23 protein-coding genes are annotated in these 23,954 nt (G+C 62.3%); 14 read left to right on the forward strand and 9 right to left on the reverse strand.

Annotated features, from left to right (window positions below; all coding sequences use genetic code 11):
* The first annotated feature begins 20 nt into the window (after positions 1-20).
* The 6 genes from BLT92_RS17680 (at position 21) to BLT92_RS17705 (ending at position 4,481) form a co-directional block, all read left to right on the forward strand.
* Complete coding sequence (locus tag BLT92_RS17680) at positions 21-1,064, forward strand: zinc-dependent alcohol dehydrogenase family protein (RefSeq protein ID WP_026818589.1); 1,044 nt, start codon at positions 21-23, stop codon at positions 1,062-1,064.
* A gap of 171 nt (positions 1,065-1,235) precedes the next feature.
* A complete protein-coding gene (locus BLT92_RS17685; RefSeq protein WP_407922891.1) occupies positions 1,236-2,117 on the forward strand; it encodes a quinone oxidoreductase family protein in 882 nt (293 codons plus the stop codon).
* Positions 2,118-2,226: 109 nt separating this feature from the next.
* Positions 2,227-2,892 carry an SDR family NAD(P)-dependent oxidoreductase gene (locus tag BLT92_RS17690; RefSeq protein ID WP_026818587.1) on the forward strand — a complete coding sequence of 222 codons (666 nt, stop codon included), beginning with the start codon at positions 2,227-2,229 and terminating at the stop codon, positions 2,890-2,892.
* 107 nt (positions 2,893-2,999) lie between these two features.
* Positions 3,000-3,635, forward strand: coding sequence for an SDR family NAD(P)-dependent oxidoreductase (locus BLT92_RS17695; RefSeq protein WP_331712213.1), 636 nt, complete (start codon positions 3,000-3,002; stop codon positions 3,633-3,635).
* A 34-nt stretch (positions 3,636-3,669) separates the two neighbouring features.
* The gene (locus BLT92_RS17700; RefSeq protein ID WP_051298501.1) at positions 3,670-3,984 is read left to right on the forward strand and encodes an SDR family NAD(P)-dependent oxidoreductase; all 315 of its coding nucleotides are present in this window, start codon (positions 3,670-3,672) and stop codon (positions 3,982-3,984) included.
* Positions 3,981-4,481 carry a GlcG/HbpS family heme-binding protein gene (locus BLT92_RS17705; protein WP_092107726.1) on the forward strand — a complete coding sequence of 167 codons (501 nt, stop codon included), beginning with the start codon at positions 3,981-3,983 and terminating at the stop codon, positions 4,479-4,481. The genes BLT92_RS17700 and BLT92_RS17705 overlap by 4 nt, the downstream gene beginning before the upstream one ends.
* Before the next feature lie 27 nt (positions 4,482-4,508).
* Here BLT92_RS17705 and BLT92_RS17710 read toward each other — a convergent pair whose 3' ends face one another.
* The 6 genes from BLT92_RS17710 to BLT92_RS17735 form a co-directional block, all read right to left on the reverse strand.
* Positions 4,509-4,838 (reverse strand): carboxymuconolactone decarboxylase family protein, encoded by a 330-nt coding sequence (locus tag BLT92_RS17710; RefSeq protein WP_092109579.1) that lies wholly within the window; start codon positions 4,836-4,838, stop codon positions 4,509-4,511.
* Positions 4,839-4,889: 51 nt separating this feature from the next.
* Positions 4,890-5,765: a helix-turn-helix transcriptional regulator gene (locus BLT92_RS17715; protein WP_035768242.1), complete on the reverse strand. Its 876-nt coding sequence runs from the start codon at positions 5,763-5,765 to the stop codon at positions 4,890-4,892.
* 212 nt (positions 5,766-5,977) lie between these two features.
* Positions 5,978-6,802, reverse strand: coding sequence for a shikimate dehydrogenase family protein (locus tag BLT92_RS17720; RefSeq protein WP_197679634.1), 825 nt, complete (start codon positions 6,800-6,802; stop codon positions 5,978-5,980).
* A gap of 4 nt (positions 6,803-6,806) precedes the next feature.
* Positions 6,807-7,190: a DUF2255 family protein gene (locus BLT92_RS17725; RefSeq protein WP_026818584.1), complete on the reverse strand. Its 384-nt coding sequence runs from the start codon at positions 7,188-7,190 to the stop codon at positions 6,807-6,809.
* A 26-nt stretch (positions 7,191-7,216) separates the two neighbouring features.
* The gene (locus BLT92_RS17730) at positions 7,217-8,239 is read right to left on the reverse strand and encodes a zinc-dependent alcohol dehydrogenase family protein (protein ID WP_092107728.1); all 1,023 of its coding nucleotides are present in this window, start codon (positions 8,237-8,239) and stop codon (positions 7,217-7,219) included.
* A gap of 37 nt (positions 8,240-8,276) precedes the next feature.
* Entirely contained in the window at positions 8,277-8,678 is a 402-nt protein-coding gene (locus BLT92_RS17735) for a (R)-mandelonitrile lyase (protein ID WP_092107730.1), read from the reverse strand.
* Positions 8,679-8,932: 254 nt separating this feature from the next.
* On the opposite strand from BLT92_RS17735, the gene BLT92_RS17740 reads away from it, so the two are divergent.
* Positions 8,933-10,138, forward strand: a complete 1,206-nt coding sequence (locus tag BLT92_RS17740) for an MFS transporter (RefSeq protein ID WP_092107732.1) — start codon at positions 8,933-8,935, stop codon at positions 10,136-10,138.
* 1,583 nt (positions 10,139-11,721) lie between these two features.
* On the opposite strand, the gene BLT92_RS17750 is transcribed toward BLT92_RS17740, so the two are convergent.
* The gene (locus BLT92_RS17750; RefSeq protein ID WP_092107734.1) at positions 11,722-12,318 is read right to left on the reverse strand and encodes a TetR/AcrR family transcriptional regulator; all 597 of its coding nucleotides are present in this window, start codon (positions 12,316-12,318) and stop codon (positions 11,722-11,724) included.
* A 346-nt stretch (positions 12,319-12,664) separates the two neighbouring features.
* Between BLT92_RS17750 and BLT92_RS17755 the strand changes: the two genes are divergently transcribed.
* The 6 genes from BLT92_RS17755 (at position 12,665) to BLT92_RS17780 (ending at position 18,463) form a co-directional block, all read left to right on the forward strand.
* Positions 12,665-13,450, forward strand: a complete 786-nt coding sequence (locus tag BLT92_RS17755; RefSeq protein ID WP_092107736.1) for a LamB/YcsF family protein — start codon at positions 12,665-12,667, stop codon at positions 13,448-13,450.
* Positions 13,447-14,184 carry a 5-oxoprolinase subunit B family protein gene (locus BLT92_RS17760; RefSeq protein ID WP_092107738.1) on the forward strand — a complete coding sequence of 246 codons (738 nt, stop codon included), beginning with the start codon at positions 13,447-13,449 and terminating at the stop codon, positions 14,182-14,184. Before BLT92_RS17755 ends, BLT92_RS17760 begins: the two co-directional genes overlap by 4 nt.
* Positions 14,181-15,176 carry a 5-oxoprolinase subunit C family protein gene (locus BLT92_RS17765; RefSeq protein WP_092107740.1) on the forward strand — a complete coding sequence of 332 codons (996 nt, stop codon included), beginning with the start codon at positions 14,181-14,183 and terminating at the stop codon, positions 15,174-15,176. Before BLT92_RS17760 ends, BLT92_RS17765 begins: the two co-directional genes overlap by 4 nt.
* Positions 15,116-16,510: an MFS transporter gene (locus BLT92_RS17770; RefSeq protein ID WP_231938902.1), complete on the forward strand. Its 1,395-nt coding sequence runs from the start codon at positions 15,116-15,118 to the stop codon at positions 16,508-16,510. The genes BLT92_RS17765 and BLT92_RS17770 overlap by 61 nt, the downstream gene beginning before the upstream one ends.
* 46 nt (positions 16,511-16,556) lie before the next feature.
* Positions 16,557-17,738 (forward strand): pyridoxal phosphate-dependent aminotransferase, encoded by a 1,182-nt coding sequence (locus tag BLT92_RS17775; protein ID WP_092107744.1) that lies wholly within the window; start codon positions 16,557-16,559, stop codon positions 17,736-17,738.
* Between the two features lie 74 nt (positions 17,739-17,812).
* Positions 17,813-18,463 carry a 4-carboxy-4-hydroxy-2-oxoadipate aldolase/oxaloacetate decarboxylase gene (locus BLT92_RS17780; RefSeq protein WP_092107746.1) on the forward strand — a complete coding sequence of 217 codons (651 nt, stop codon included), beginning with the start codon at positions 17,813-17,815 and terminating at the stop codon, positions 18,461-18,463.
* 454 nt (positions 18,464-18,917) lie between these two features.
* Here BLT92_RS17780 and BLT92_RS17785 read toward each other — a convergent pair whose 3' ends face one another.
* Positions 18,918-20,060, reverse strand: coding sequence for a class II histone deacetylase (locus BLT92_RS17785; protein WP_092107748.1), 1,143 nt, complete (start codon positions 20,058-20,060; stop codon positions 18,918-18,920).
* Positions 20,057-21,802: a sodium:solute symporter family protein gene (locus tag BLT92_RS17790; RefSeq protein WP_231938903.1), complete on the reverse strand. Its 1,746-nt coding sequence runs from the start codon at positions 21,800-21,802 to the stop codon at positions 20,057-20,059. Before BLT92_RS17790 ends, BLT92_RS17785 begins: the two co-directional genes overlap by 4 nt.
* A 118-nt stretch (positions 21,803-21,920) precedes the next feature.
* Between BLT92_RS17790 and BLT92_RS17800 the strand changes: the two genes are divergently transcribed.
* On the forward strand, positions 21,921-22,916 hold the full coding sequence (locus tag BLT92_RS17800) for a LacI family DNA-binding transcriptional regulator (RefSeq protein ID WP_157691490.1): 996 nt from the start codon (positions 21,921-21,923) through the stop codon (positions 22,914-22,916).
* The last annotated feature ends 1,038 nt before the right edge of the window (positions 22,917-23,954 follow it).

The following is a 23,954-nucleotide window of genomic DNA, read 5'->3' on the forward strand; positions in this document are numbered from 1 at the left end:
CCCACGAAGGAGAACACACCATGCGCGCAACACTCATGTACCAAGCAGGCGACGTCCGGATCGAGGACGTCCCCGACTCGGTGATCAGGAACCCGACCGATGCCCTGGTGCGGGTCACCGCGTCCTGCATCTGCGGGTCCGACCTGCACCCCTACCACCAGATGACCGCCGAGGACGGCCCTGCGAGAATGGGCCACGAGCTCATCGGCGTCATCGAGGAGGTCGGCGCAGACGTCACCACCCTGAAGAAGGGGGATCTGGTCGTCTCGCCGTTCGCGATCTCGGACAACGTGTGTGAGTTCTGCCGCGAGAACCTCCAGACGTCCTGCACCCACCACGAGGCGACGTTCCTCGACGGCATCGCCGATGAGGGTGGCCAGGCCGAGGCGATCCGGGTGCCGTTGGCCGACGGCACTCTGGTGAAGCTGCCCGTCGCGCCGGACTCGGCACTGATCCCGTCGCTGCTGACCCTGGCCGATGTGTTCGGCACCGGCTACCACGCCGCAAAGATGGCCGGCATCAAGCCCGGCCAGCGCGTGACCGTAATCGGCGACGGCGCGGTCGGACTGATGGCCGTCCTGTCGGCCAAGCGCCTCGGCGCGGAACAGATCGTCCTCATGGGCCGCCACGAGGTCCGCACCTACCTCGGGCGCGAGTTCGGGGCGACCGACGTCGTTGCCGAGCGCGGCAAGGAGGGCATCGCCAAGGTCCGCGATCTCACCGGCGGCCACGGCTCCCATGCCGTGCTCGAGGCCGTCGGGCACATGCCCGCCTACGAGCAGGCTCTCGGCGTCGTCCGCCCCGGCGGCGTGATCAGCCGCGTCGGGGTGCCGCAATACGACGATGCCCCGGTCGGGTTTACCAGTCTGTTCGGCGGCAACATCCGTCTCGCCGGTGGACCTGCCCCGGTCCGCGCCTACATCGAGGAGCTCATGCCCGACATCCTCGACGGCACAATCGAGCCCGGCAAAGTCTTTGACACCATGACGGATCTGGCCGGCGTCCCCGCCGGATACCGCGACATGGACGAGCGCAAGAGCCTCAAGGTCCTCGTCCGCCCGTAAACCGGACGCGGCGGACTGGAACGTTGCCGTCCGCCGCGCCAGTCCGTCCACCTCTGATCTGGAGTACCTATAAGCATCACTGCCACCGGGATCGTCGTCGACCGCACCGGAGGTCCTGACGTCCTCGCCGTCCAAGACATCACACTGCCCGCTCCCGCGGCAGGCGAAGCACTGATCCGGCACGAGATGATCGGGGTCAATTTCACCGACGTCTACCAGCGCCGAGGCTTCGACCCCGTGCCCGTGCCCTTCGTGCCGGGCATGGAGGCCGCCGGCGTCGTCGAGGCCGTCGGCTCGGACGTGACCGCGGTGAAGCGCGGCGACCGGGTCGCATACGCCCGCTGGCGCGGCTCCTATGCCGAGGCCGCTGTCGTCCCGGTCGGCAGTCTGATCCCGCTTCCCGACGACGTCTCGTTCGAGCAGGGCGCGGCGTTCGGTATGCAGGGCGTCACCGCCCAGTACCTCATCACCGAGTTCTGCCTGCCCACCCGTAAAGACACCGTTCTCGTGCACGCCGCGGCCGGGGGAGTGGGTCTCATGCTCGTGCAGTTCGCGAAGCACTTCGGCGCACGCGTCATCGGCACGGTCTCCTCTGCGACGAAGGCAGAGGCGGCGCGCGAGGCCGGCGCGGACGAGGTCATCGACTACACCAGGCGCGACTTCGCCGACGAGGTGCTGCACCTGACCGACGGGCACGGGGTCGACCTCATCGTCGACGGCGTCGGGAAGGCGACTTTCGACGGAGATCTCCGCGCGGTTGCCACGCGTGGGAACATCGTCGTCTTCGGAGCCGCCTCCGGCCCGGCCGAGCCGTTCGGTCCCGGTGACCTTATCAGTCGCTCCCGCACCGTCTTCGGCGGCGATGTCGCTGACGGCATCGGCACTCACGAGGAGCTGCTCGCCCGCGCCGGTGATGTCCTCGATGGTATCGAACAGGGTTGGCTGACCTCGCGGATCCACACCACCCTGCCGCTGACCGAGGCGGCCGAGGCGCACCGTGTGCTGGAGAGTCGCGAGAGCATCGGCAAGATCCTGCTGTCTCCCGGGGCCTGAGGTGTACCCACAGGGCCTCCTGCCCGTGCCGGACGCTTCTTAGAGTGGAGACCACATCCGGGCGGGAGCCCGCCATTGCTGAAGAATCTTCACCGAACAAAGGACGATCATGACCACCATCGCCATCATCGGAGCCGGGGCCGGACTCGGCCAGGCCACCGCACGCCGCTTCGGCCGAGAAGGATTTGCCGTCGCGCTCATCTCCCGCACTCAGGCCAACGTCGACACGCTCGCCGCTGAGCTGACCGACGAGGATATCACCGCCCGCGGCTACGCGGCGAACGTCCGCGAGCCGCAGGCGCTGCGGGCCGCCCTCGACGCCGCGGCCGCGGAGCTGGGCCCGATCGAGGTCTTGCAGTACAGTCCGGTCCCGGCGGAGGAGTTTATGAAGCCGGTGCTCGAGACCACCGCCGAGGATCTCGTCGGCCCCGTCGAGCAGTCCGTGTACGGGCCCGTCACTGCAGTGCAGCACGTTCTGCCCGGTCTGCGGGAGCTGGGCCGCGGGACGATCCTGTTCATCAACGGGTCCAGCGCCGTGCGCCCGAGTGGCGGCGTGGCCGGCACCTCGGTCGCCTTCGCCGGTGAGTCTGCCTATGGGCAGATGCTCCACGACGCCCTCGCGGACGACGGCATCCACGTCGCGCAGCTGATCATCCCGCGCGGCATCGGCGGCGGCGAGCCCGACCACGAGCCCGAAGCTTTGGCCGATCGCATCTGGTCTCTGCACCGCGACCGCGGCGAGTTCCACACCTTTGTTGGTGATGGGACCGCATGACCGGCAGGAGCATTTCATGTCGCGCATCCTGATCACTGGGTCCACCGACGGCGTGGGCCGGGCCACCGCCGCGTCACTGCTCGACGACGGACACGACGTCGTCGTCCATGCACGAAACCCTGAGCGCCGTCGAAGATTTGACCTCCCGGGGCGCTGTGAGCGTTGTCGGCGACCTCGCGCACCTCGACGAGGTGCAGGCCATCGCCGAGCAGGCGAACCGGCTCGGACCCATCGACGCCGTCATCCACAACGCCGGGGTCATCGACGGCCCCGGGCTGCTGCCGGTCAACGTCATCGCGCCTTATGTGCTCACCGCGCTCATCTCGGCGACGCGGCTGGTCTACCTCTCCAGCAGCATGCACCACGGCGGAAGCGCCGACATCACGGGAGCGGACTGGGGCGGTTCCCGGAAGACGGCATCGTATTCAGACAGCAAGCTCTACGTCACGACCTTGATGGATACCGTTGCGCGACGGCGGCCCGACGTGCTCTCGAACGCCGTCGACCCTGGCTGGGTGCCGACGAGGATGGGCGGTCCGTGGGCGAGCGATGACCTCGCACTCGCCCACGTCACCCAGGCGTGGCTCGTCACCACAGAGGATCGCGAGGCTCTCGTCTCCGGCCGCTACTGGCACCACCAGCGCACCGTGCAGCCGCATCCGGGGGTGCGGGACGAGCTGTTCCAGGACGAGTTGCTCGCAGCTCTGGTCGAGTACACCGGCGTCGACCTGCCGCGTCCCTGACCCCTGACCGCCCGAACTCGAGGAGAACGCGCTCATGACCGTCACCTACTTCACCGGCGAGACAGCCTTCGTGACCGGCGGCAGTGCCGGAATGGGCGCGGCCACCGTCCGCGCTTTCGCCGAAGCTGGTGCGAACGTCGCCATCGTCGACCTTGACGGGGACCCGGCCCAGAAGCTGGCCGATGACCTCGCGGCCAAGTGCCTGAAGGCGCTGGCGGTGCAGTGCGATGTCACCGATGACGACCCGGTCGCGGCGGCAACCGTCGCGTGGACTGGTGGGACATTCGAGCGGGGTCAAGTTTGCCGTCAGACAGGCGCGGGGGCGAGCCGGTATCCTGAAGTTCTATGACTGACGAAACGCCGCTCGTCCGTTCCGTCGCTCGCCTGACCGGGGCTGCTGCTTTGGCGCTCGTTCATTCCGCAGAGCGGGCGGCGATGGAGCAGTGCCTCCAGGTTGCGGTCGCGATCGTCGGGGACGCCGGCCAGGAACTCGCGACCTACTGCATGGACGGGACCGGGCCACAGGCACTAGGGGTGGCTAGGAAGAAGGCTTATTCCGCGATCGCTTATCGGATGCCGACCGATGAGTTCCACGAGCAGACCCATGAGCGGTTCGGTGCCGACGGGGCAGCGATGATCACGGCTGCTGTGGAGGGGACGATGCTGCTCGGTGGCGGCGAACCTGTCGTGGTCGACGGCTACGTCGTCGGTGCTGTCGGCGTCAGCGGAGGCCGAGGCGAGCAGGATAGGGCGATCGCCGGCGCGGCGATTTCCGAGGTCGTCGGGTCCTCTTCTGCTCCGGCCGAGGGCTCCTCGGCTGAGAGGGCCGCACCGCGGTTGCAGTGACGGCGCTGCCGGTGCACCGTCGAGGGTTCACTCTGGGGCGAAGAGCTCCTTGGCCACGCCCATGGCGGCCATGCCCTTGGGCCAGCCGGCGTAGAAGGCGACGTGGGTGATGGCCTCGATGAGCTCGTCCTGGGTGAGGCCGTTCTCGATGGCGCGGCCGAGGTGGAAGCGCAGCTGGTCGGTGTCCTCACCGGTAGCGAGGACGGCCACGGTGATGAGGCTGCGGTCGCGAGCGGGTAGCTCGGTCCGGTTCCAGACGTCGGCGAAGAGCACGTCGTCGGTGAGGTCGGCGAGTTTGGGCGCGAAGTCGCCGAGCGTCTTCCTGCCGCCGCCGACCTGCTTGGGCTGGTCCGTCATGGTGGTCTCTTTTCTCTTGTCGTGCTGCGATGCCGACGTCGTCGCCGGCAATCAGGCCTCCGCGGAGACGTCCTTCGCTTCCGTGAACGCCGGTGCGGTCCAGCTGGCCAGGAGCTTCATGGCGTCGGCGGTGGGCGAGTCGGGCTCGACGGTGTAGACGAGCATGACCAGGCCGGGGTCGGTCGACAGCTCGAAGGACTCGTAGCCGAACTCGAGGTCGCCGACCTCGGCGTGGGTCAGCAGCTTGGCCCCGGCCCGGTAGCGGAACACGTCGTGCGAGGCCCACATGGTACGGAACTGATCGCTCTGGGTTGACAGGGTCCCGATGACCTCGATGAGCTCCTTGTCGTAGGGGTCCTGCGCGGTCGCAGCGTGGAGCAGGGCCACGACGTTGTGCGCGGCGTCGGCGTAGTCGCGGTGGAACCGCTTGGCCCGAGAGTCCAGGAACAGCCACTGCGCGTAGTTGTACTGGTCGTGTGATCCGTCGGCCGGCAGGGAGTGCAGGGCCCGTCCGATCCGGTTGAAGGCGAGGCGGTCCAGTCGCGCGTTCTGCACGAGCGCCGGTGTGTCGATCGAGTCCAGTACGCTCTGGATGCCCGGTCTGACGATCGTGCGGTTCGAGCTCTTCTTCCGCGGCGATCGGCGCTGGGTGATCTGGACCAGATTGAACAGGTGGTCGCGCTCGTCGTCGTCGAGCTTGAGGGCGCGGGCGACGGCTTCGAGGACCTCGCGGGATGCTCCGGAGATCTTGCCGCGCTCGAGTCGGGCATAGTAGTCGGAGCTGACGCCGGCGAGGTGGGCGACCTCCTCGCGGCGCAGGCCGGGGACCCGACGGGAGCCGCTGTAGAGCGGCACGCCGGCCTCCTCGGGGCTGAGCCGGGCGCGCCGCGAGTTCAAGAAGCTGCTGATCTCGGCTCGGGAATCCATGTATTCAAGGCTACGCTGGGCTTCTCGATCCAGACAGGGTCCAGCGGACCAGGACCTGGCAGGTCCTGTTTCTGGCGCGCATTCGCGGGCAGCGCCCACGGATGCGCCTGGGGTGTCCGGGTCGCCGTAGCTCATGCAGTCCAGCGCTAAGCGGCTGATCTTCAAGCCGGTCGTGCCGCGGCGGTGCGTTCCATGGTGATCTCTGCTTACTGTCAGTTTTGGTCGAGCATGAAGTCGGCCATCAGTGCCTGGACCGCCTCGACCATGTCACTGCCGGTGGCGGTTCGGCATCCGGTGTCTCGTGCGGCCTGGATGAACGGGGTGGTGCCGTGACCGGCGATGACGTCGCCGACGAACATCGACGCGTCGAGCAGCGAGGGGTCGATCGGCAGCGGGTCGCTGTCGGCCATGCCCAGCGGCGTGGCGTTGAAGACGAGGTCGAATCCGGTCGGGTCGCCGGGGCCGGCAGTGGCCTGTCCCGTGCCGAACCCGTCGAGCACTTCGATGAGTCCGCTGGCGCGGTCCTCGTCCTTGTCGTGGACGACGAGCTCCTTGACGCCGGCCTCGAGCAGGGCGACGGCGATGGCGCTGCCCGCGCCGCCCGCGCCGACGAGCAGGGCTCGCGCGCCGTCGATGGTCGCGCCGCGGTCCTGCTGGGCTTTCACGAAGGCGAGGCCGTCGAGCATGTCGCCGTGCCAGGAGCCGTCAGGGCTGCGGCGGATGACGCTGACCACCTCGAGCAGCCGTGCCCGGTCCGAGCTGGTGGCGCAGTGGGCGAAGGCCGTGTGCTTGTGCGGCATCGTGACCAGGATCCCGTCGATGTTCCCCGTCGCGGTCAGGCCCGCCATCACCGGGTCGAGCGCGTCGTCGGGTACCTGCATCGGCACGCAGATCCCGTCGTGGCCCCGGTCGGCAAAGGTCTTCGTCAGCCACACCGGGGACTCGACGTACTTGATGGGGTCCCCAATGATCGGGTACAGCCGGGAGGCTCCGGTCGGTGAAGGAGCCATCGTCGTCTCGCTTTCGTCAGGGTTCACGGGATCAGCGGCCGGTGCGCCGGGGAGTGACCCGGACGGTGGTTGAGCGCGGTCCATCGGCGACCACGGCCGCGACGTAGGGGCTGCCGCTGTATTTGTCGCGGTAGGCCTCGTCGACGACGTCGAGCACGCCCGCGTCCGCAGGGGCGAAGGCGACCTCGTGCTCCGCGCCGGCGAGGCGAATGCGGCCCGCTTTCTGTGCGATCGCCGCCCGGTACCACCTCGAGCCCGGCCCGTTGTAGGGCCGGATGTACAGGTTCCCGTCGGCAACGACCGACCAGATGAACGTCGGCGTGCCTGGCGTGGTCCCGTCCTCCCGATACGGGGAGACGTGGAAGTCGTCGGCGGGCGCGAACGACTGCAGTTCGCTCTCGGTCCAGGTGCTCATGGAGTTGTTCTCCTTCTCTGGTTGGTTCATGGTCGCAGCAGCGCCTTGATCGCGCGGCGCTCGTCCATCGCCTTGAAGCCCTCGGCGGCGTCCTCGAGTGGGAGATCGAGGTCGAAGACCTTGCCCGGGTCGATCTCGCGCTTCCAGATAAGGTCGATCAGCTCGGGCAGGAAGCGGCGGACCGGGGCGGGACCGCCAGTGAGGTGGACGAGGGCGAAGAACAGCTCGTCGCCGGGCAGGGCGACGTCGTGGGAGACGCCGACGTAGCCGACGTGCCCGCCGGGGCGCGTGGAGCGGATGGCCTGCATCATCGACTCCTGCGTGCCGACCGCCTCGATCACGCTGTGCGCGCCGAGCCCGTCGGTGAGCTCCTTGATCCTCGCAACGCCGGCGTCGCCGCGCTCTTCGACGATGTCGCTCGCGCCGAACTCCCGGGCCAGCCTCTGTCGGTCCTCGTGGCGGGACATGGCGATGATGCGCTCCGCGCCCAGCTGCTTCGCGGCCAGGACCGCCATCAGGCCGACCGCGCCGTCGCCGACCACGGCGACCGTCTTGCCCGGGCCCGCCTCGGCGGCGACGGCGGCGAACCAGCCGGTGCCCAGCACATCGGAGGCCGCCAGCAGGGACGGGATCAGGTCCTCGTCAGGTTGGCCGGGTGTGGCGACCAGGGTGCCGTCGGCGAGCGGCACCCGCAGGCGCTCGGCCTGTGCGCCGAGGGTGCCCATCAGCACCGCGTGGACGCAGCGGGACTGGTAGCCGGCCCGGCAGATCTCGCAGGTGTTGTCCGAGGCCCAGAACGAGCCGACGACGAAGTCGCCGATCTTCACGTTCTTCACATCCGCGCCGATCTGCTCGACGACGCCGACGTACTCGTGGCCCATCGGCGTCGGGCCGTTCACGGGCTCGACCCCGCGGTAGGGGTGCAGGTCCGAGCCGCACACGCAGGCGGCGACGACCTTGATGACTGCGTCGGTAGGTTCCTCGATGACCGGCTCGTCCCGGTCGACCACCCGGACGTCGCCGGGTGCGTGCATCATTGCTCCGCGCATGGCGAAGCCTCCTCTCGTCCAGCGTTCGTGGTGCCGCTCAGGGGCGGCGGGAGGCGTCGTCGGCGACGTGCTCGAGCCAGGTGGTGGTCGTGGCCGGGTCCTCGCCGTTCTCGGTGATCGCCAGGTGCTCCATAAAGTTCTCCGGCGTCGCCCCGTGCCAGTGCTCCTCGCCGGGCGGCGTGTACACCGTCTGCCCGGGTTGGACGTCGAGCACGGTGCCGTCGCGTTGGCCCAGGAGAGCCACGCCGGCGATTACGTGCAAAGTCTGGCCGCGCTCGTGGGAGTGCCACGCGGTCCGGGCACCCGGCGCGAACCGGACCCGCCCAACGACCGCCTGCTGGCCGGCCTCCTGCGGGGCCGCGACCACGTCCAGCCACACGTCGCCGGTGAACTGCTCCGGCGGATTCTTAACCGTCGCCGGCTTCGGAAGTATCTCCATCGTTCTCGTCTCCTCTCGATGAGCGGCCGTGCGCGCGTCGACGCCCGATCGATCAGGGGACACGCGCTCTGAGAAGCCGCGTCTTCGACGCTACGCCGACGCCCGGGGCTGAGACAGGACCTGTCAGACCATGGTTCATCCGGTCCTTCCGCGCGCTGGTGAGACGAGGGATCGTCGAAGAGTCCACCGCCAGGCCTGCGCCGTCGTGCTGCCGCGGTGCGGAACACCGATCCAATGAAAGAAGACGCCCTCGCATGACCCATTCCACCGACACCGCAGCGCCCGGCCGCACCCGGCTGCCGTTCGTCGTGCCCCTGCTCACCCTCGGCACCTTCCTGATGATCACCACCGAGTACATCGTCGCCGGCCTCCTCCAGGAGATCGCCGCCGACCTGCACGTGAGCATCGCTCAGGTCGGCCTGCTCATCACCGCCTTCGCCGTAGGAATGATCGTCGGCTCGCCGGCGATGGCGCTTGCCACCCTGCGGCTGCCGCCGCGTGCCACCCTCGTGCTCGCGCTGGTCGTCTTCGCCATCGGGCACGTCGTCGCCGCTCTCAGCAGCGACTTCACCGTGGTCCTGATCTCCCGCGTGGTCACGGCGCTGGCCGCCGGCGCGTTCTGGGCCGTGGCGGCGGTGGTCGCGACCACCGCCGCCGGACCGGAGCGCTGCACGCGCGCTCTGGGCGTGATGATGAGCGGTGTCGGCCTTGCCACCGTCGCAGGCGTCCCCCTGGGCACGTTCGCCGGGCAGCTGCTCGGTTGGCGCGGCACCTTCTGGGCTCTGGCCGTCCTCGCCCTCCTGGCCGCTCCCGTGATCGCGAAGTTCACCCCGCACGACGCCGACCGCGCCATCCCGTCGATCCGCCGCGAGCTGTGCGCCGTGGCGACCGGGCGCATGCTGGTCCTCGTCATCGCGACGGTACTGGCCACCGGCGGGTACATGACCGCGTTCAGCTACCTCTCACCGCTGGCCACCGAGCGCGCAGGGATTCCCGAATGGGCGGTGCCACTGGTGTTCGTCGCGTTCGGCGTCGGCGCGGTCATCGGCACCAACCTCGCCGGCCGCTTCGCCGACCGGCGGCCCCTGACCACGTTCATCGCGGCGACGTCAGGGACGATCCTGCTGATGACCCTGCTCATCCCGCTGTCAACGGTCCCCACCGCCTTGTTCGCGCTGATGCTCCTCCTGGGTGTCGCGGGCATGGGCATCCCGCCCGTCGGCACCGGCCTTGCCGTGCGCTTCGCCGCGGCCGCGCCCACCCTCGCCGCAGCCCTCGCCGTGTCCGCGTTCAACGGCGGCACCGCCCTGGGTACGTGGACCGGATCGATCGCCCTCGAGTCCTCGCTCGGCCTCCTCGGGCCCCTCACGATCGCGATCGCCATGGCGGTCCTCGGCCTGGTCACGCTGGTGATCATGGCCGCACTGCGCTTGACGACGGAGCACAGGCGCGTCGGCTGATGCACCGACGTCGGCGTCTCGGAGACATCACCTCGACGAGACGGAGCCCGGCCGCCGAGGTGATGTCGGTGGTCGGGTCTCAGAAGTCAATCTCGAGTTCTCGTCGCGCGAGGCGGGCCTTTCGAGACGTCGGGCCCGCTGCTACGGGCGCTCGACGGGATAGGCCTCGTCGAGCCGCTCCACGTCGGCGCTGCCCGGTCCGGCAGCCAGGGATGCGGCGGTCTCGCGCCACGACGTGAGCTCGGCGGTCGCGCGGGCCGGGTTCCCTGTCGAGAGCGCCGCCCGCGCCGCCTCCGTGAGGTCTCGCGCGCAGGACTCCTGATCGGTCGGCGATAGCGCGAGCGTCCAGTGGAGGGGCAGCGATCTCGAATACCGCAACCGAAGCATGTGAAACGGAGATGTATCGCGGCTGCAGGGTAGTCATTCACGCCTTCCGACATACCTCTGACCAGGAGGTTTGCTCCGCAAGCAGAGGCATTCAACTACCGCACACTTCAGCGAAGCATGTCTCAGTACGTGCTTCGGCAACTTGCCGGTAGTAAGTGATTTGCTCGAATATGAGGCTGTCTGGCCGCTGAGAATTAGGCTGCGGTCCTGGTTTTAGCTTCTCGCGCACATGCGCCCGTCACGTTATTTCGTGGCGGGCGTTAGTGTTTTTTTGGGTGGGCCGGTTCGATCATGACGTTCCTTTGTCAGGGTCGCTACCCGCAGAATTGCAACGATCCGATCGACTTGCGCCAATGTCAGCGCTGGCGCGCCTTTGGCCTTGATTGCTCCTGCTCGGCGGAGGCTTTCTAGGGCATAGACAGGCACCGATAGGGTCGGCTTGAGCTTCCGCGAAGAGCGTTCGTTTCCGATGGGTGGTGAGGCCATGCTCGTTGAATTCCGAGGCCGGGGTAATACTTGTTTTGAAGCTCGGGCAGAATCGCGCGGAGGCACTCCGCGTCGTAGTCGTAGCTACGGCTACGGCTCCGACAATTCGGCGGCCCGGAGTCAAGTCGTCAAGACAGTCTTGTCAAGCTCCGTGCCGGCATCCTTGAGTGCCGCCAGTGCATAATCGCCGGTCGAAGCCCCTGCATGCAGGTGGACGCATGCACCCTAAGTGCCGCAACGATGGAACGCTAGGAAGTCGGACACGAGCTTGCCGGAGGATCGCATGGTGGCGGACGTCGCGCCGATCGTGCGAAGGTACGCGGTAGCAGGCTGCGCTATCTCGTCCGCATGCTTCGCAAGGTTCTCTTCGTCGGCGATGCGAGCTAGGGCAAGTCTCCTTTATTCGAGGCTGTAGGGCTGGCACTGTGGACGGGTGACTACGCACGACCGCCATCAAGTCTTCATGGACGAGCAGTGGGAGAAAGTCGAACCGTTGTTCGTCGGTGAAGACGTGGCGTCGTTGGTCTGTAGTCACTCATTCAGCGTGTCAGTTCAGAACTCTTGAATAAGGGAGACATGCCCTAGTTTGGGTGCCTGTTTCCCGCGCTCATAGCCCCATACTTTCGTGGAAAGTTGCTGGGTATGCTCCTGGCTGCAGAATCCGACCTGTGCGACCAGAGATAAACCTGCCCCGCGAAGTTCCGATGGACTTAGCCCGTTGAGCTATCGTCCTGCCAACCTTGCAACGCAGACACATAAGCACCTTGGAGCAAGGTCAGAACCGATGGCATTGGCAGACCTTGCTTATTGAGATCCAGAAGCTCTCGTGGGTCGAACATCATGTTAAATAGGAAGAGGGCATTCTCCAAGTGCTCGTCGCGTATGCAGTGTGCCTTCATCACACGTCGAAGTGGTCGCTCCCAAGCTTCTCGGACCACTTGCATGGTCTCATCCCCCGAGCGCAAACGCTCTAAGAACCCGCGTCGAGAGCGCAGCTGCACAAGGCCCGGACCATAGATTTCCACGACCCTGCCCCACTCGCCGAGAACGTCGTTGAAGAGCGCGGTGCCGGGTGTGTTGCAGTCGTGCGAAAAATCGCGTACTTGGGAGACGACTTCGGTGAGGTATCTTCCGAGAAGAGCCTCTGTCGAAGGATAGTAGCGATAAACGGTCGGTGCAGAAAGCCCAGCACGCTCAGCGACGGCGGGAATAGTAACGCCTTCGGGGTCGACCCTCATGATCTCCCCAGCAGCCTGCAGAATCGCGCGGTTATTTCTGACGACGTCCTTGCGTTGGACTTGCAGCATTCACGCCCCCTCTGTTTCTTTTCATGGTACCCATTCGCCGCCATTTTCGCATGAAACACAAAAGTGCTCCTAGTTTTTCGCAAGCCCTGTCGACTCTGATCTGCCTTGGGATGTGGTCCGTCGCCCGACCGGCACAAAGAAGACGGGCAATTCAATCCAGCGACTGTGACGATTTGAGTCATTGCTGAGCTGGACGGTACTTCGCTCGTATGGAGATAAAGTGCGACTGGTGTTGCATTTTATTGTTGGTGTGACTAGCGTATTGGAAAAGCGACACGTGACGCGCATCACTCCCTTCGCCGTGAGCCAACGAACGCGAGGGAGCGCTATTCGAAGGGTGAGCCCAATGACGAGAACAATTGACCTAGTAGCCGACGTCGGAGAGGCATTTGGTGCCTATAGCCTTGGCGATGACGTACACCTGCTCGATCTCCTCACCTCAGCGAACGTGGCCTGCGGGTTCCACGCTGGTGATCCGCAAATCATGACTAAGACCGTGGCAGCCTGCCGAACACGAGGGGTGGCGGTGGGTGCACATCCAGGGTTCAACGACCTCCGCGGATTCGGACGGAGAGCAATCGCGATGTCAACAGATGAGGTCCGCACAGACGTTCTCTATCAACTTGGCGCGTTGCAGGGAATCGCTCAAGCTCAAGCTGTGGAACTCTCCCACGTCACCCCACATGGGAGCCTCGGAAATCTGTCTGTGACCGATGAAGGTTATGCACGCGGAGTAGCGGAAGCTGTCGCAGCGTTCGATCCAAATCTACCGATTGTCACTCAAGAGGGTCAGCTTTCGAAGCTCGCTCGCTCGGAGGGACTTCGAGTCGCAATCACTGCGATGGCCGACCGCTCGTACAACCCGGACGGCTCACTGGTCTCACGAAAAATAAAGGGAGCTGTCATTCACGACGAAGACGTTGTCGTTGAGCGGGCAGTACGTATGGTCACGGATGGAACCGTGGTCGCTCACGACGGTTCTCTGATGGAGATCGACGTCGACACGGTCCTCCTTCACGGCGACAACGCCGAAGCTGTCGAAGCTGCAGGCCGAATTCGCGATGCTCTGTCTGCGGCAGGCGTCGGGTTCGCGTCACTGGCGACAGTCCTCTCGGAAAAGAACAGCGTATGAAGGAAATAGTTCTTTCAGATCCCTCCGGCTCGGCAGCACGCACGGTGCACGTGCGACCGTTCGGTGACTCAGCGTTGCTCGTCCACCCCAGCGACGATGACAAGGAATCACGATGGCGGATGGCCCACGCTCTCGCAGCATCGCTTCGAAAGGCGAATCTCGTCGGCGTAGAAGGCATCACGCCGACATTTGAATCTTTGACCATCGAATATGATCCGTTGCGATTAGATGTCTTCTCTCTCTGCGAAAGCCTCACTGAGGCTCTCTCAACCGCAGGCAACATTGCGATCGAAGAGCGTCTTGTCGAGATACCTCTCGTCTACGGAGGCGACTTTGGCCCCGACCTGACTTCGGTTGCTGGCCACCTCGGAATCAGCGAAAACGACGTAATCGAGAAGCACTGCGCGACCATGTGGCGACTGGCTTTCAATGGTGCCCCTGCTGGTGCTCCGATGCACGAAGGTGACGCCTTCGGCACGCCGATTCCGCGAATGAGCCACCCTCGGGTCAAAATTCCCGCTGGGTCCGTCGCGGTGTCGGGACACCAGGGCACTATCTACACGATTCCTGCCCCTGGAGGATGGCGGCTCATCGGAACTACGCCATTGCGGATGAACAATCCTTCAGGACAACCATTCGTCGCTTTGACCCCTGGCGACACACTCCGATTCGTTCCTATCTCTGTCGATGAGTTTCACCGAACTGAACCCGTCTTCATCGGAGAGCTGTTATGACTTCCGTAGAGATCAACATCCGCGAAGCGGGAGTATCGGTTGTGACTGATCTAGGACGGTACGGCTTCACCGATCAGGGCCTCCAGGTCAACGGGGCTGCAGATCAGTTCTCGGCAATGGCTGCCAATATTCTTGTCGGCAATGGTGAAGGTTCTCCGGTGATCGAACTTACTTCGATCCTTCCATTCGAAATGTGCACACCGGAACCAGTGTTGTTTTCCATTACCGGTTCGACCGGAGACATCACCATTGATGGAATCAATTTCACCTCACGTACACCGATCGTGACATGGCCAGATGCCTGCATACGCATAGAGCCGGCCCAAGCGGGACTGCGCGGCTATATCGCCATTCACGGCCGTATTGAGGGCGATGAGTACATGGGCTCGTGTGCCTATGACTCGCTCATTAACCGAGGCTGCAAGCTTGCCGACGACCAAAGGCTCCGAGTCGACGGCCACTGTGTCCAAGCGCCTCCGCATATGACTCCCTGTTTTCCCATCAGAGCACCACGCGAGCTCTACTCTCGTCATACTCCGCTAGGCATCATGCCTGGCCCGGAACTGCACGAGTACCCCGGCTTCTTCGACAATATTTCGAGCCAAATGCGCACAGTGGGCGCGCAGAGCGACCATGCTGGCATACGACTGGAAGGCACGGATGCTCCACGCAGTCGCACTTCGGAAATCCTCTCCCGTGGAGTGCCGGTCGGCGCAATCGAGGTACCGCCGGCAGGAGGAATGATCGCACTTCTCCGAGGGAGACCCCTCACCGCCGGCTATCCGGTGCCAGCAGTCGTTGCCCGCGGTTGGCACTCACAACTAGCTCAGATACGGCCCGGGGACACTGTATCCCTCATTCCCACTACGCCCGCTCAATCAATAAGCGTCGCACAGAGGCGAAGGGGTGAGCTCGACATACTCCGTAAGAAATGTTCGACGGCGTTCGCCGCTTCTCGACTTTTCAGCCCACGCACCACGTCCATGATCTAAACCTTCAACTCCACACAGGAGAGAACATGTCCACAACAACATCATCAAAACCAGAAGAGCTCTCGCCCAAACAACTACGGCGTGCAGTTTTGGGTGGAAGTGCCGGAGTCTTCGTCGAATTCTTCGACTACGGCATCTACGGCTTCCTCGCCGGAACCATCGCTATTGTCTTCTTCCCTCCTGAATCGCCGACTGCCGGACTGATCATGACGTGGGGGATCTTTGCACTGACCTTCCTGGTTCGACCCTTGGGCGGTATGGTGATCGGCGCATTCGCCGATCGAGTCGGCCGTCGTTCTGCTCTTGTTCTCTCGCTCATGTTGATGACCGGCTCTACGGTGGCGATCGGGCTCTTGCCCGGGTACGCAACCGTCGGGCTATTGGCTCCAGCCCTGCTTCTTATCTGCCGTTTGGTCCAGGGATTCTCTGCCGGTGGAGAGGTCGCTAGTGCCTTTTCGTTCGTCGCCGAGAATTCGCCCGACCACCGTCGTGGCTTCCTGACGTCACTGCCGCAGTTCGGTTCCTATTTGGCTATGCTTTGCGGAACCAGTCTGGGAGTAGGGATGGCAGCCTTTCTGCCTGAAGACTCGCTACAGGAGTGGGCATGGAGAATTCCGTTCCTTCTCGCTGGTCCGATTGGGCTCATCGGCTTCTGGATTCGCCGAACTTTGCACGACACCGTGATCTTCCGACAGGCGAAACAAGAGGGGGATACCGTCTCCAATCCGCTATCCGAGAGTCTAAAGGACAAAGAGACCCTGCGCCGTGTGTTCTTTGCCATCACCTTGGCTCTGCTCAACAGCTCGGGTTACTACGTTCTGTTCAACTACATGCCGTCGTATCTCAGTCGGGAACTGAACTTCAGCACCGGCGACGGGCTCGGAGTTACGGCTCTTGCCGTGCTGGTGATGCTGGCAGGTATCCCCACGATGGGAGCGCTCTCAGACAGAATCGGCCGGCGAAAAGTTCTGATCGGGTCGGCCGTCGCCTCTGCCGTGCTTGCCATCCCCAGTTACTGGCTGATGGCGCAGGGCAGCTTCTGGCTGGCCGTTATCGGTGCGTTGGTCATGGCCGCTGCCTTCTGCGGCCACTCCGCCACCATAAATCTCACCCTCGCTGAACTGTTCCCCACCCGAGTGCGAGGCACAGCATATTCCCTGGGATACAACATCTCCACGGCGCTCTTCGGTGGAGCGGGACCGCTGGTCATGACCAGCTTGATCGCCGCTACCGGTGTGACCTCGATCCCGGCCTACTACGTGGTACTCACAGCACTTGGCACTGGTCTCACCGCGTTCTTCATCGCCGAAACCGCCCGCAAGCCTCTCGCATAGAAGTGCGTTCCTCGAATTCGATTACAGTAAAGGTGTAAGGAGCAACATGGAACAGTCAGCATTTACGATTCCGGTCACTCCTCCTGGGTCCTCTGCTCTCACGGAGAGAATCACGCAGGTCTCACGTCGCCCTAGCAATCTCGGTCAACTAATGCCCGGAGTAGTTTCTCTTGCGATGGGGGAGCCCAACGCGGACACGGCTCCAGAAATCGTCGCGAGCGCAGTGGGTTCCTTGGAGTCTGGGCGAACTCACTATGCCCCGCTCAGCGGACTTCCCGATTTGAAAGTCGCCCTAGCCGAACGAATATCTGCGACAACAGGTCGGAACACATCTGCCGACGAAGTGGTACTCACTCACGGTGCCAGTGCGGCTTTGGCCGCGGTCACCTTGGCATTGGTCGAGTCAGGGGACAAAGTCGTCGTTCCCGAACCAACCTATTCGCTCTACGCTGACCAACTGGCGATGGTAGGTGCTGAGATAGTGAACGTCCCTGCCCTCGAGGATGGATCGAACGATCTCGCGAGCATCGGCGAAGCTCTCAGAGGTGCACGCATGCTCATCCTGTGCAATCCATCGAACCCGACAGGGGCGGTCATGGATGGCGAGGACATGGCACACCTCGAAACCCTTCTCACCGACAACCCTGAAACTGTGTTAGTTGCCGACGAAGCATACAGCGGCCTGGTCTTCGATGATGAGGAATTCGTCTCTGCATTGTCACTGACCTCGCTGCGTGGTCGGACGATCATAATCGGCACATTCTCGAAGACGTACGCCATGACCGGATGGCGACTCGGTTATTCCGTAGCTCCCGTGAACATTGCGAAGCGGATCGACCTCGTGCACCGAACTATCAACGGTGCACTTAACACCTTTGTTCAAGACGCCGCGGTCACAGCGCTGGAGACTCCTCAACATGTGCTCAGCAAGATGCGCGACGACTACCAACGGCGTAGGGACCTGGTCATCGATGCACTGTCGTCCATGCCGAAAGTGTCAGTTAATGCGCCCCGGGGGGCATTCTATGCATTTCCGAAGATTCACAGCTCACTGACCTCGGAACAGTTGGTCGAGGAGTTCGCGAAAGGCGGAGTACTGGTGCGCGCCGGTTCCGAGTACGGAGCCTCTGGCGAAGGGCATGTGCGCATCTCTTTTGCCGCTGACGAGGCAAGTATAGAAGAAGGACTGCGTCGCTTCGGCCAGGTGCTTGAGGGCTTGTCCGCCTGACCGTTGCACCGGAATTAAGAATAGACGCTTCGGCAATCACGAAAACCAGTAGTACACAACGGGAGGACATAGCAATGGCACTCGAAGAAAAGGTTTTCGCCCGATTGGGAGAACTGGGCGCGGCGACAGTTTATGAAGCACACGGGCAGAAAGGGGCCATCGATCCGGCGATCAAACCACTTGATCCAACCTCAGTGCTCGCCGGTCGAGCTGTCACCGTCAAGCTCGATCCGGCCGATAACTGGTTTATCCACGTGGGACTCATGCACGCAGGTCCCGGTGATGTCCTCGTTGTTGACATCGGAGGCTACACGGACGCTGGCCCTTGGGGAGACGTATTGACATTGGCTGCACAGGAAAGAGGGGTTGCTGGCCTCGTCATCGATGGGGCGGTTCGTGATAGCCGCGACATTGTCGAGTCCGGGTTCCCTGTCTTTACCCGCGGAGTGTGCATTCGTCGCACCACGAAACGGCAGATAGGAGCGATCAACGTCCCGGTCACGATCGGCGGCATCGAGGTCGTGCCAAAAGACATCATCGTTGGAGATGCTGATGGGCTGGTCAGAGTACCGGGGGTGGAAGGGCAGGCGGCGCTGAAGTCCGCTGAAGCCAGAGAAGCGAAGGAGATAGGACAACGGGAGCAATTGCGCCAGGGTGCTTCTACGCTTGATCTCCTTGGCCTTTCTTGGCCAGAGTCTATTGCGAGACTTGGCTCTGAAACATGAGTACAAAAATTCTCCGGAAATGATGTCGCCACCCGACTAGTGCCCGGATATTCGAGACGGAACCCCGGTCCCGCCTCAACTATCCAAACATGGATCTCAAGCACAGACTGACCAATCGACGCGCTCAAACGTGTACTCGCCCCCGGTCTCCGTCTGTGCTGGGTCCGGCGTAGTGCCGATCGCGCGGCTGTTCATTCTGGACTGAGTGCCGATGTTGCTCATGTTCCTGGAGATTCACATAGGGATGTTCATCTTGGCGTCAGGGGGTGCCGGAAACATTCTGTCGGGCCCTGCGCAGATTTTCCGACACAGGTCTAGCCTACGGGGGCTTCGTAGTCCTGCGACCTAGCCGGCATCTTCTCGCAGGAATGACTTCATCGCTTATTATTCGGACGACCGAGAGTGGCCCGTTTTCGACAGGAACAAACGGTGCTTTTGACTGCTGAGATGGCAATCACTGCATTGTGCCGACTGCCTTTCGGACGACTTCATATCCGCGATCAATGGCCTCGCGCTGATCACGCGTGACCTCGTGTACGGGGTACTCGTCGAATGCCCAGACGAACGGGTCGGGAGTGAGCTTGTCGATGCCAGCAAGAGTTTCGACCACCGAAAGCCCGCAAAATGGAACATAGGCAGGGGAGTACCCTCCCTCATGCGAGAAAACAAGCCTTCCATCGCACAGTGAGTCTGCCGCGGACATCAGGACCTTTGTCATCTGCGCATAGCCCGCGGCTGTGACGCACATACGACCTAAGGGATCTGCCATCGATGCGTCGAAGCCGCAACTGACGATGATCACTTCGGGGCGAAACGCTTCGAGAGCAGGAACGACGTTCTCGGAAACGGTGGCGACGTACGCTCCATTGCCGCACCCTGCCGGAAGCGGAAGATTGATGTTGGTCCGATCGCTGTCTTCGCCACCGGTTTCGTCGAACATGCCGGAGTCAAGCGGGAACAAACGGTCTTGGTGGACGGAGATCGTCAGCACCTCGGGATCGTTCCAGTAGATCTTCTGTGCTCCGTTTCCGTGGTGGACATCGATGTCCACGATGGCTATTCGGTGCGCCTTTTCCTGACGTCTTGCTTCGTTGATCGCGATGCTGACGTTCGAGAATATGCAGAACCCGCGACCCTGTTGAGGTTCCGCGTGGTGGCCTGGGGGGCGTACTAGTGCGTAGGAGTTGTCGACGGTGTCGTCGAGCACGTTGAGCAGCGCCGATGTCGTTGCGCCAGCGGCCATCTGCGCGATTTCGTAGCTGCCGGGGCCAAAGGGTGAAGTGCCATCGCCGGCGTCACCGCCTCTGGAACTGCTCTGTTTGATGATCCGGTCGACGTAATCGTTCGTGTGTACCGAAAGGATTTGTTCCTTTGTGACAGGGGCGAATTCCAGGTCGGTCAGGCTTTTTCGCAGGCCGCTGACTTCGATGAGACTCGCCATTCGTGTCTTGGACGCCGAGCTTTCAAAGTGCTCGAGAGGTTGGAGCAAACCGCCTGCAGGGAGGAAGCCGACGTGGGTAGAAGTGTCGTGCCATCCGAATCGTTCGTGCCAGATGTAACCGGTGTTGCGTGAATTTGTGCGTTCTGCGTTGGTCATGATGCTTGTTTCTCGTCCTTCTGCTTCTGGTTGAGTTCGGCAAAGAGGTTGTCGACTCGGGTCTGTTCTTTTGCGCTATTGGGCATGAGCAGGCTGACGGCCACCATAACGGCAGTGTTGATGATCAGCCCCGCTATGCCTGAGGTCATTCCGCCCAGCCATGGCACTGAAATCGGGTAGAAAATCTGCACGATCGCGGCGGTACCGAAACCGAGAATCATTCCTAGAATGGCGCTGAGCGCAGTCGTTCGTCGCCAAAAGATGCCGAGGAACAGCGTCGGTGCGAGTTGGCAGATTCCTTGATACGAGACTTGGGCCCACAGCACGAGACCTGACGTAGTCGAAGCCGTTGCCAGCGCTCCGAGAGACGAAATGATCGTGACAGCTGCAACAGAAATCTTGCCGATCCGTGCGTTCTGAATCTCTTGCTTCTTCATCGGCCCGATGATGTCGTTGGCGGTCATGGCTCCGATTGCCTGGAGGTTTGCGCCGACGTTGCCCATTGAGCCGCACAGCACGCAGATCCCGGCCAGGCCGAGGAGCAATGGGCCTCCGAACGAGGCCAGGACGAACCACACAGTGTCCGGTGCCGCGGCAACCTCTGGCACTGATGATGCCAATAGTGCCAGCACGTTGAGGGCGGTGGCGAAGACGAGCAGGATCGGGACTGCCTGGACGGAGGTGCGACGGATGGTGCTCACGCCATTCTGTGTGAAGAGGCGGACGAAGATGTCCGGCCAGCACCAGCCGCCTAACGCGCCGGTGAGGACCAACGAAAACAGATAGAGAGGACCAAGCTCGCTTCCTGGCCCGGGCAGGACGAGGAGCGCCGGGTCGACTTGGTCGAATCCATGGTTGTTGGCGATGAGCCAGACAATAAGCCCGAAGATGACGACGAATCCGATCAAGTAGGCAGCGATTCCCTGGATCAAATCCGAAATCATCACTCCTCGCATACCGAATTTCACGGTCCAGATCTGTCGGATCGTAAGGACGACGACGCCGAGGACAACAGCAAAGACGGGTCCGATGGCCCCGTCGGATGAGAAACTGAAGATGAGCGCCAGCGACTGCATTCCCAGAACGACCCACGGGATCGATGCGATGACCCCGATGATCGCAGCGATGACGCGGACTGTTGTCGAGCCGTAGCGGAGTCCGAGAAGGTCAGCCTGGGTGCGGAGATCGTACCGTGTGCCCCAGAGGTAGGCTGGCTTGGCCAACAGGAACATGATGATGGCAGCGAAAACGCTGTACTGGACGAGATAGAATCCAGTCACTCCACTGCCGGCGGTAAGTCCTGCGAACGAAATGAAGACGGTACCTGGCAGCCAGGTGTTGATGAACGCAGCTGTCCCGTAGACGGAGTTGAACGACCGGCCGCCGGTCGCGTAGTCGGAAAAGGAAGCGTCCTTGGCAGTGGAGCGTTCCATGACGATGATGACGAAAATGAAGAAGGCAGCGATCATGCCGAATGTGATCCACATGCTCAATCGCCTCCCTCGGCAGTGAGCGTAATCTTGTTGAGTGCGAGAATCATTGCCGCGACGAGTGTGGAACTGCCGACGATGTAGGCCAATGACCACCAGCCTTGGCCGAAGATCCAGTGCAGGGGAGGGAATAGTATGAGGACGGCGGCAATCGCAATGATTGCTCTGACTGTTCGAGTGGTACCTGTCTTCTTTGACATGAACAACAACCTTCAAAACGTTGGATTGCGTCATGCCGGAACGTTCCGGCATTGAAAGAGTGTAGCCACATACGTTGGTTCCGTGTCAAGGGGTCGGGCCCCCGTAATCGACTAAATGGGCAATGAACCCTCGACCCGATCCCTTTCATTCGGGCTGGTACTGTTCCCGTATGAAACGACCGTCGCCCACGCTGCATGATCTCGCTGCTCACGTCGGATTGTCCGTGACAACGGTGTCCGACGCGTTGCGACGTCGGGGGAGAGTTGCCGAGGCTACGCGTGCCAAGGTTCTCGAGGGTGCAGCCGAGTTGGGTTACTCGCCGAACCGACCTGCGCAGTCGCTTCGCAGCGGGTCGAGCCTCAACGTCGGAATCTACATTCCCAGGCGGGTGCTCGGGATGGAGTTCTACATGGCGTTTGCGATGTCGGTCGCGGACGAGTTGGGACAATATGGTTATGACCTGACGATCATTTCCGACGCTAAAGATCCGCGTCGGTGGACGCAGTTCGCTGCAGTGATTGTTGTCGATGCGTGTCTGAGCGATGGCCCTCTTCGCGAGAATCTCGATAATGGATCAACAGTATTTACGGCCGGCCGAATTGAAGGGCTGCCGACCAGTCGATTGGCCGGCCTGATCGAGATCGACTATTGGAAGATGCTGACGGAGGCACTCGACGGACTGGAACAGCAGCGTGCAGTGACATCACCGTTCCTCATTGCATTCGAACCTCTGGACAAGTATTCGTGGTCTCAGATGCTCATCAGCTCATTCGTCAATTGGTGCACCGTGAGAGGGTTGGAGCCAGACGTGCTCACTGTCTCTCCTGACCCGAATTCATGGTCATTCTCTGAAGACTTCTCACGACGAATCATCGATCGAAAGTCGTACGATCTGATTGTTCACGGGGGAACACTGTTGTCGATGGCGGCACGCTCCCAGAAGCTATACACCGAACTCATTGACCTGGAATCAGCTCGTACAGCCGTACTGACAACGAATGAAATTGAAACCAGACTCATAGACTGCGACGTGGCACTAAACATACGTGCGAAAGAATTCGGGGCGGCCATAGCCCGTTTGTGTCTCGACCGAGTGCTTAAAGGTGAGAGCGAATTTACTCACGAATGGTTTGCACCCGAGATTTTCATATCCGAACGTAGTTGACTATGTCTGACCAGCTTGATTATTTATCGATGCTTCAACGCATCGGCACGGTGATGCTTCCAAGTCGTTTTTACCTAATTCTCTGATTGCTTATGGCCGCCTCTTCTTGTTGAACATGCCAATCGTCTCAATGACGTCGGCGCGAGCATTGAGCCATCCGACAACGTCTCGGTCTCCCGACCAAGCCTCGGCTGCGCGTCGAAGCGTAACGGCGGCCACGCCTGCGTTACTGCGCTGATGTTCGCGGTCGAGGTTCGCGTTGAGGATGCGAGAATTACGCTGATTGCTACCGTGCGGACTTCGGGCTCTCGGGGATGACCATGACTCTGCGGGACTATGCCAACCGCAGGTGATTGTCGGGACCAGTTCGACCTCGAGCTCGCCGAGCATTCTTTCGCATTGTGGTCGCATAATCGGATTGGTGAAGATGCCGCCCGTCTTAGCAATCTTGTCGAATTCAATTTATTCCTCTGGGGCGGGGGAGAGATATGGCGAGCGATGCTCACTGATCTGACCCCGGTCCATTGGATTCGAGTGGGCCAAAGCGAACCCTGTTGGCCGTCTTGCGCCGCGATTTCGTCCGCCATCGGACGCACCTCCACGAAAAACTTCTGAGCTCACATTAAGCATTAATAGCTTTTGGGCCGCGTCGGCCAGCGCATCGATGTCATAGAAGAGAACGTTGAAACCGTTCACTCTGTGGGTGATCATGTCGCGAGGGCTGTAACCGAAGTCTTGGGGCCAAAAAGGGGCGAGGACCCATTCTTCCCCCAAAAACACCACCGGAGAAAAATGAGGACCGGCCCTGGACCTACCGAAGTAGGCGGAACCGGTCGTGATGGGTCAATATTATCCCGCGCAGGGAATCTTTACGGGTGGCGCTCCGCGAAGACCTCAATACAGAAAATGTAGTCCCGCGTGACCCTGTGAGGCACGACCACTGGCTACGCGGGACTATCGGTGAGTCGCGTAAAACTCTTGCGTGCAATATACGAGCCGTATACAGTAAGCAATGACAATGTGATTGAGATCGCACAA

It is taken from the genome of Brevibacterium picturae (genome assembly GCF_900105045.1).
Lineage (GTDB): Bacteria > Actinomycetota > Actinomycetes > Actinomycetales > Brevibacteriaceae > Brevibacterium > Brevibacterium picturae.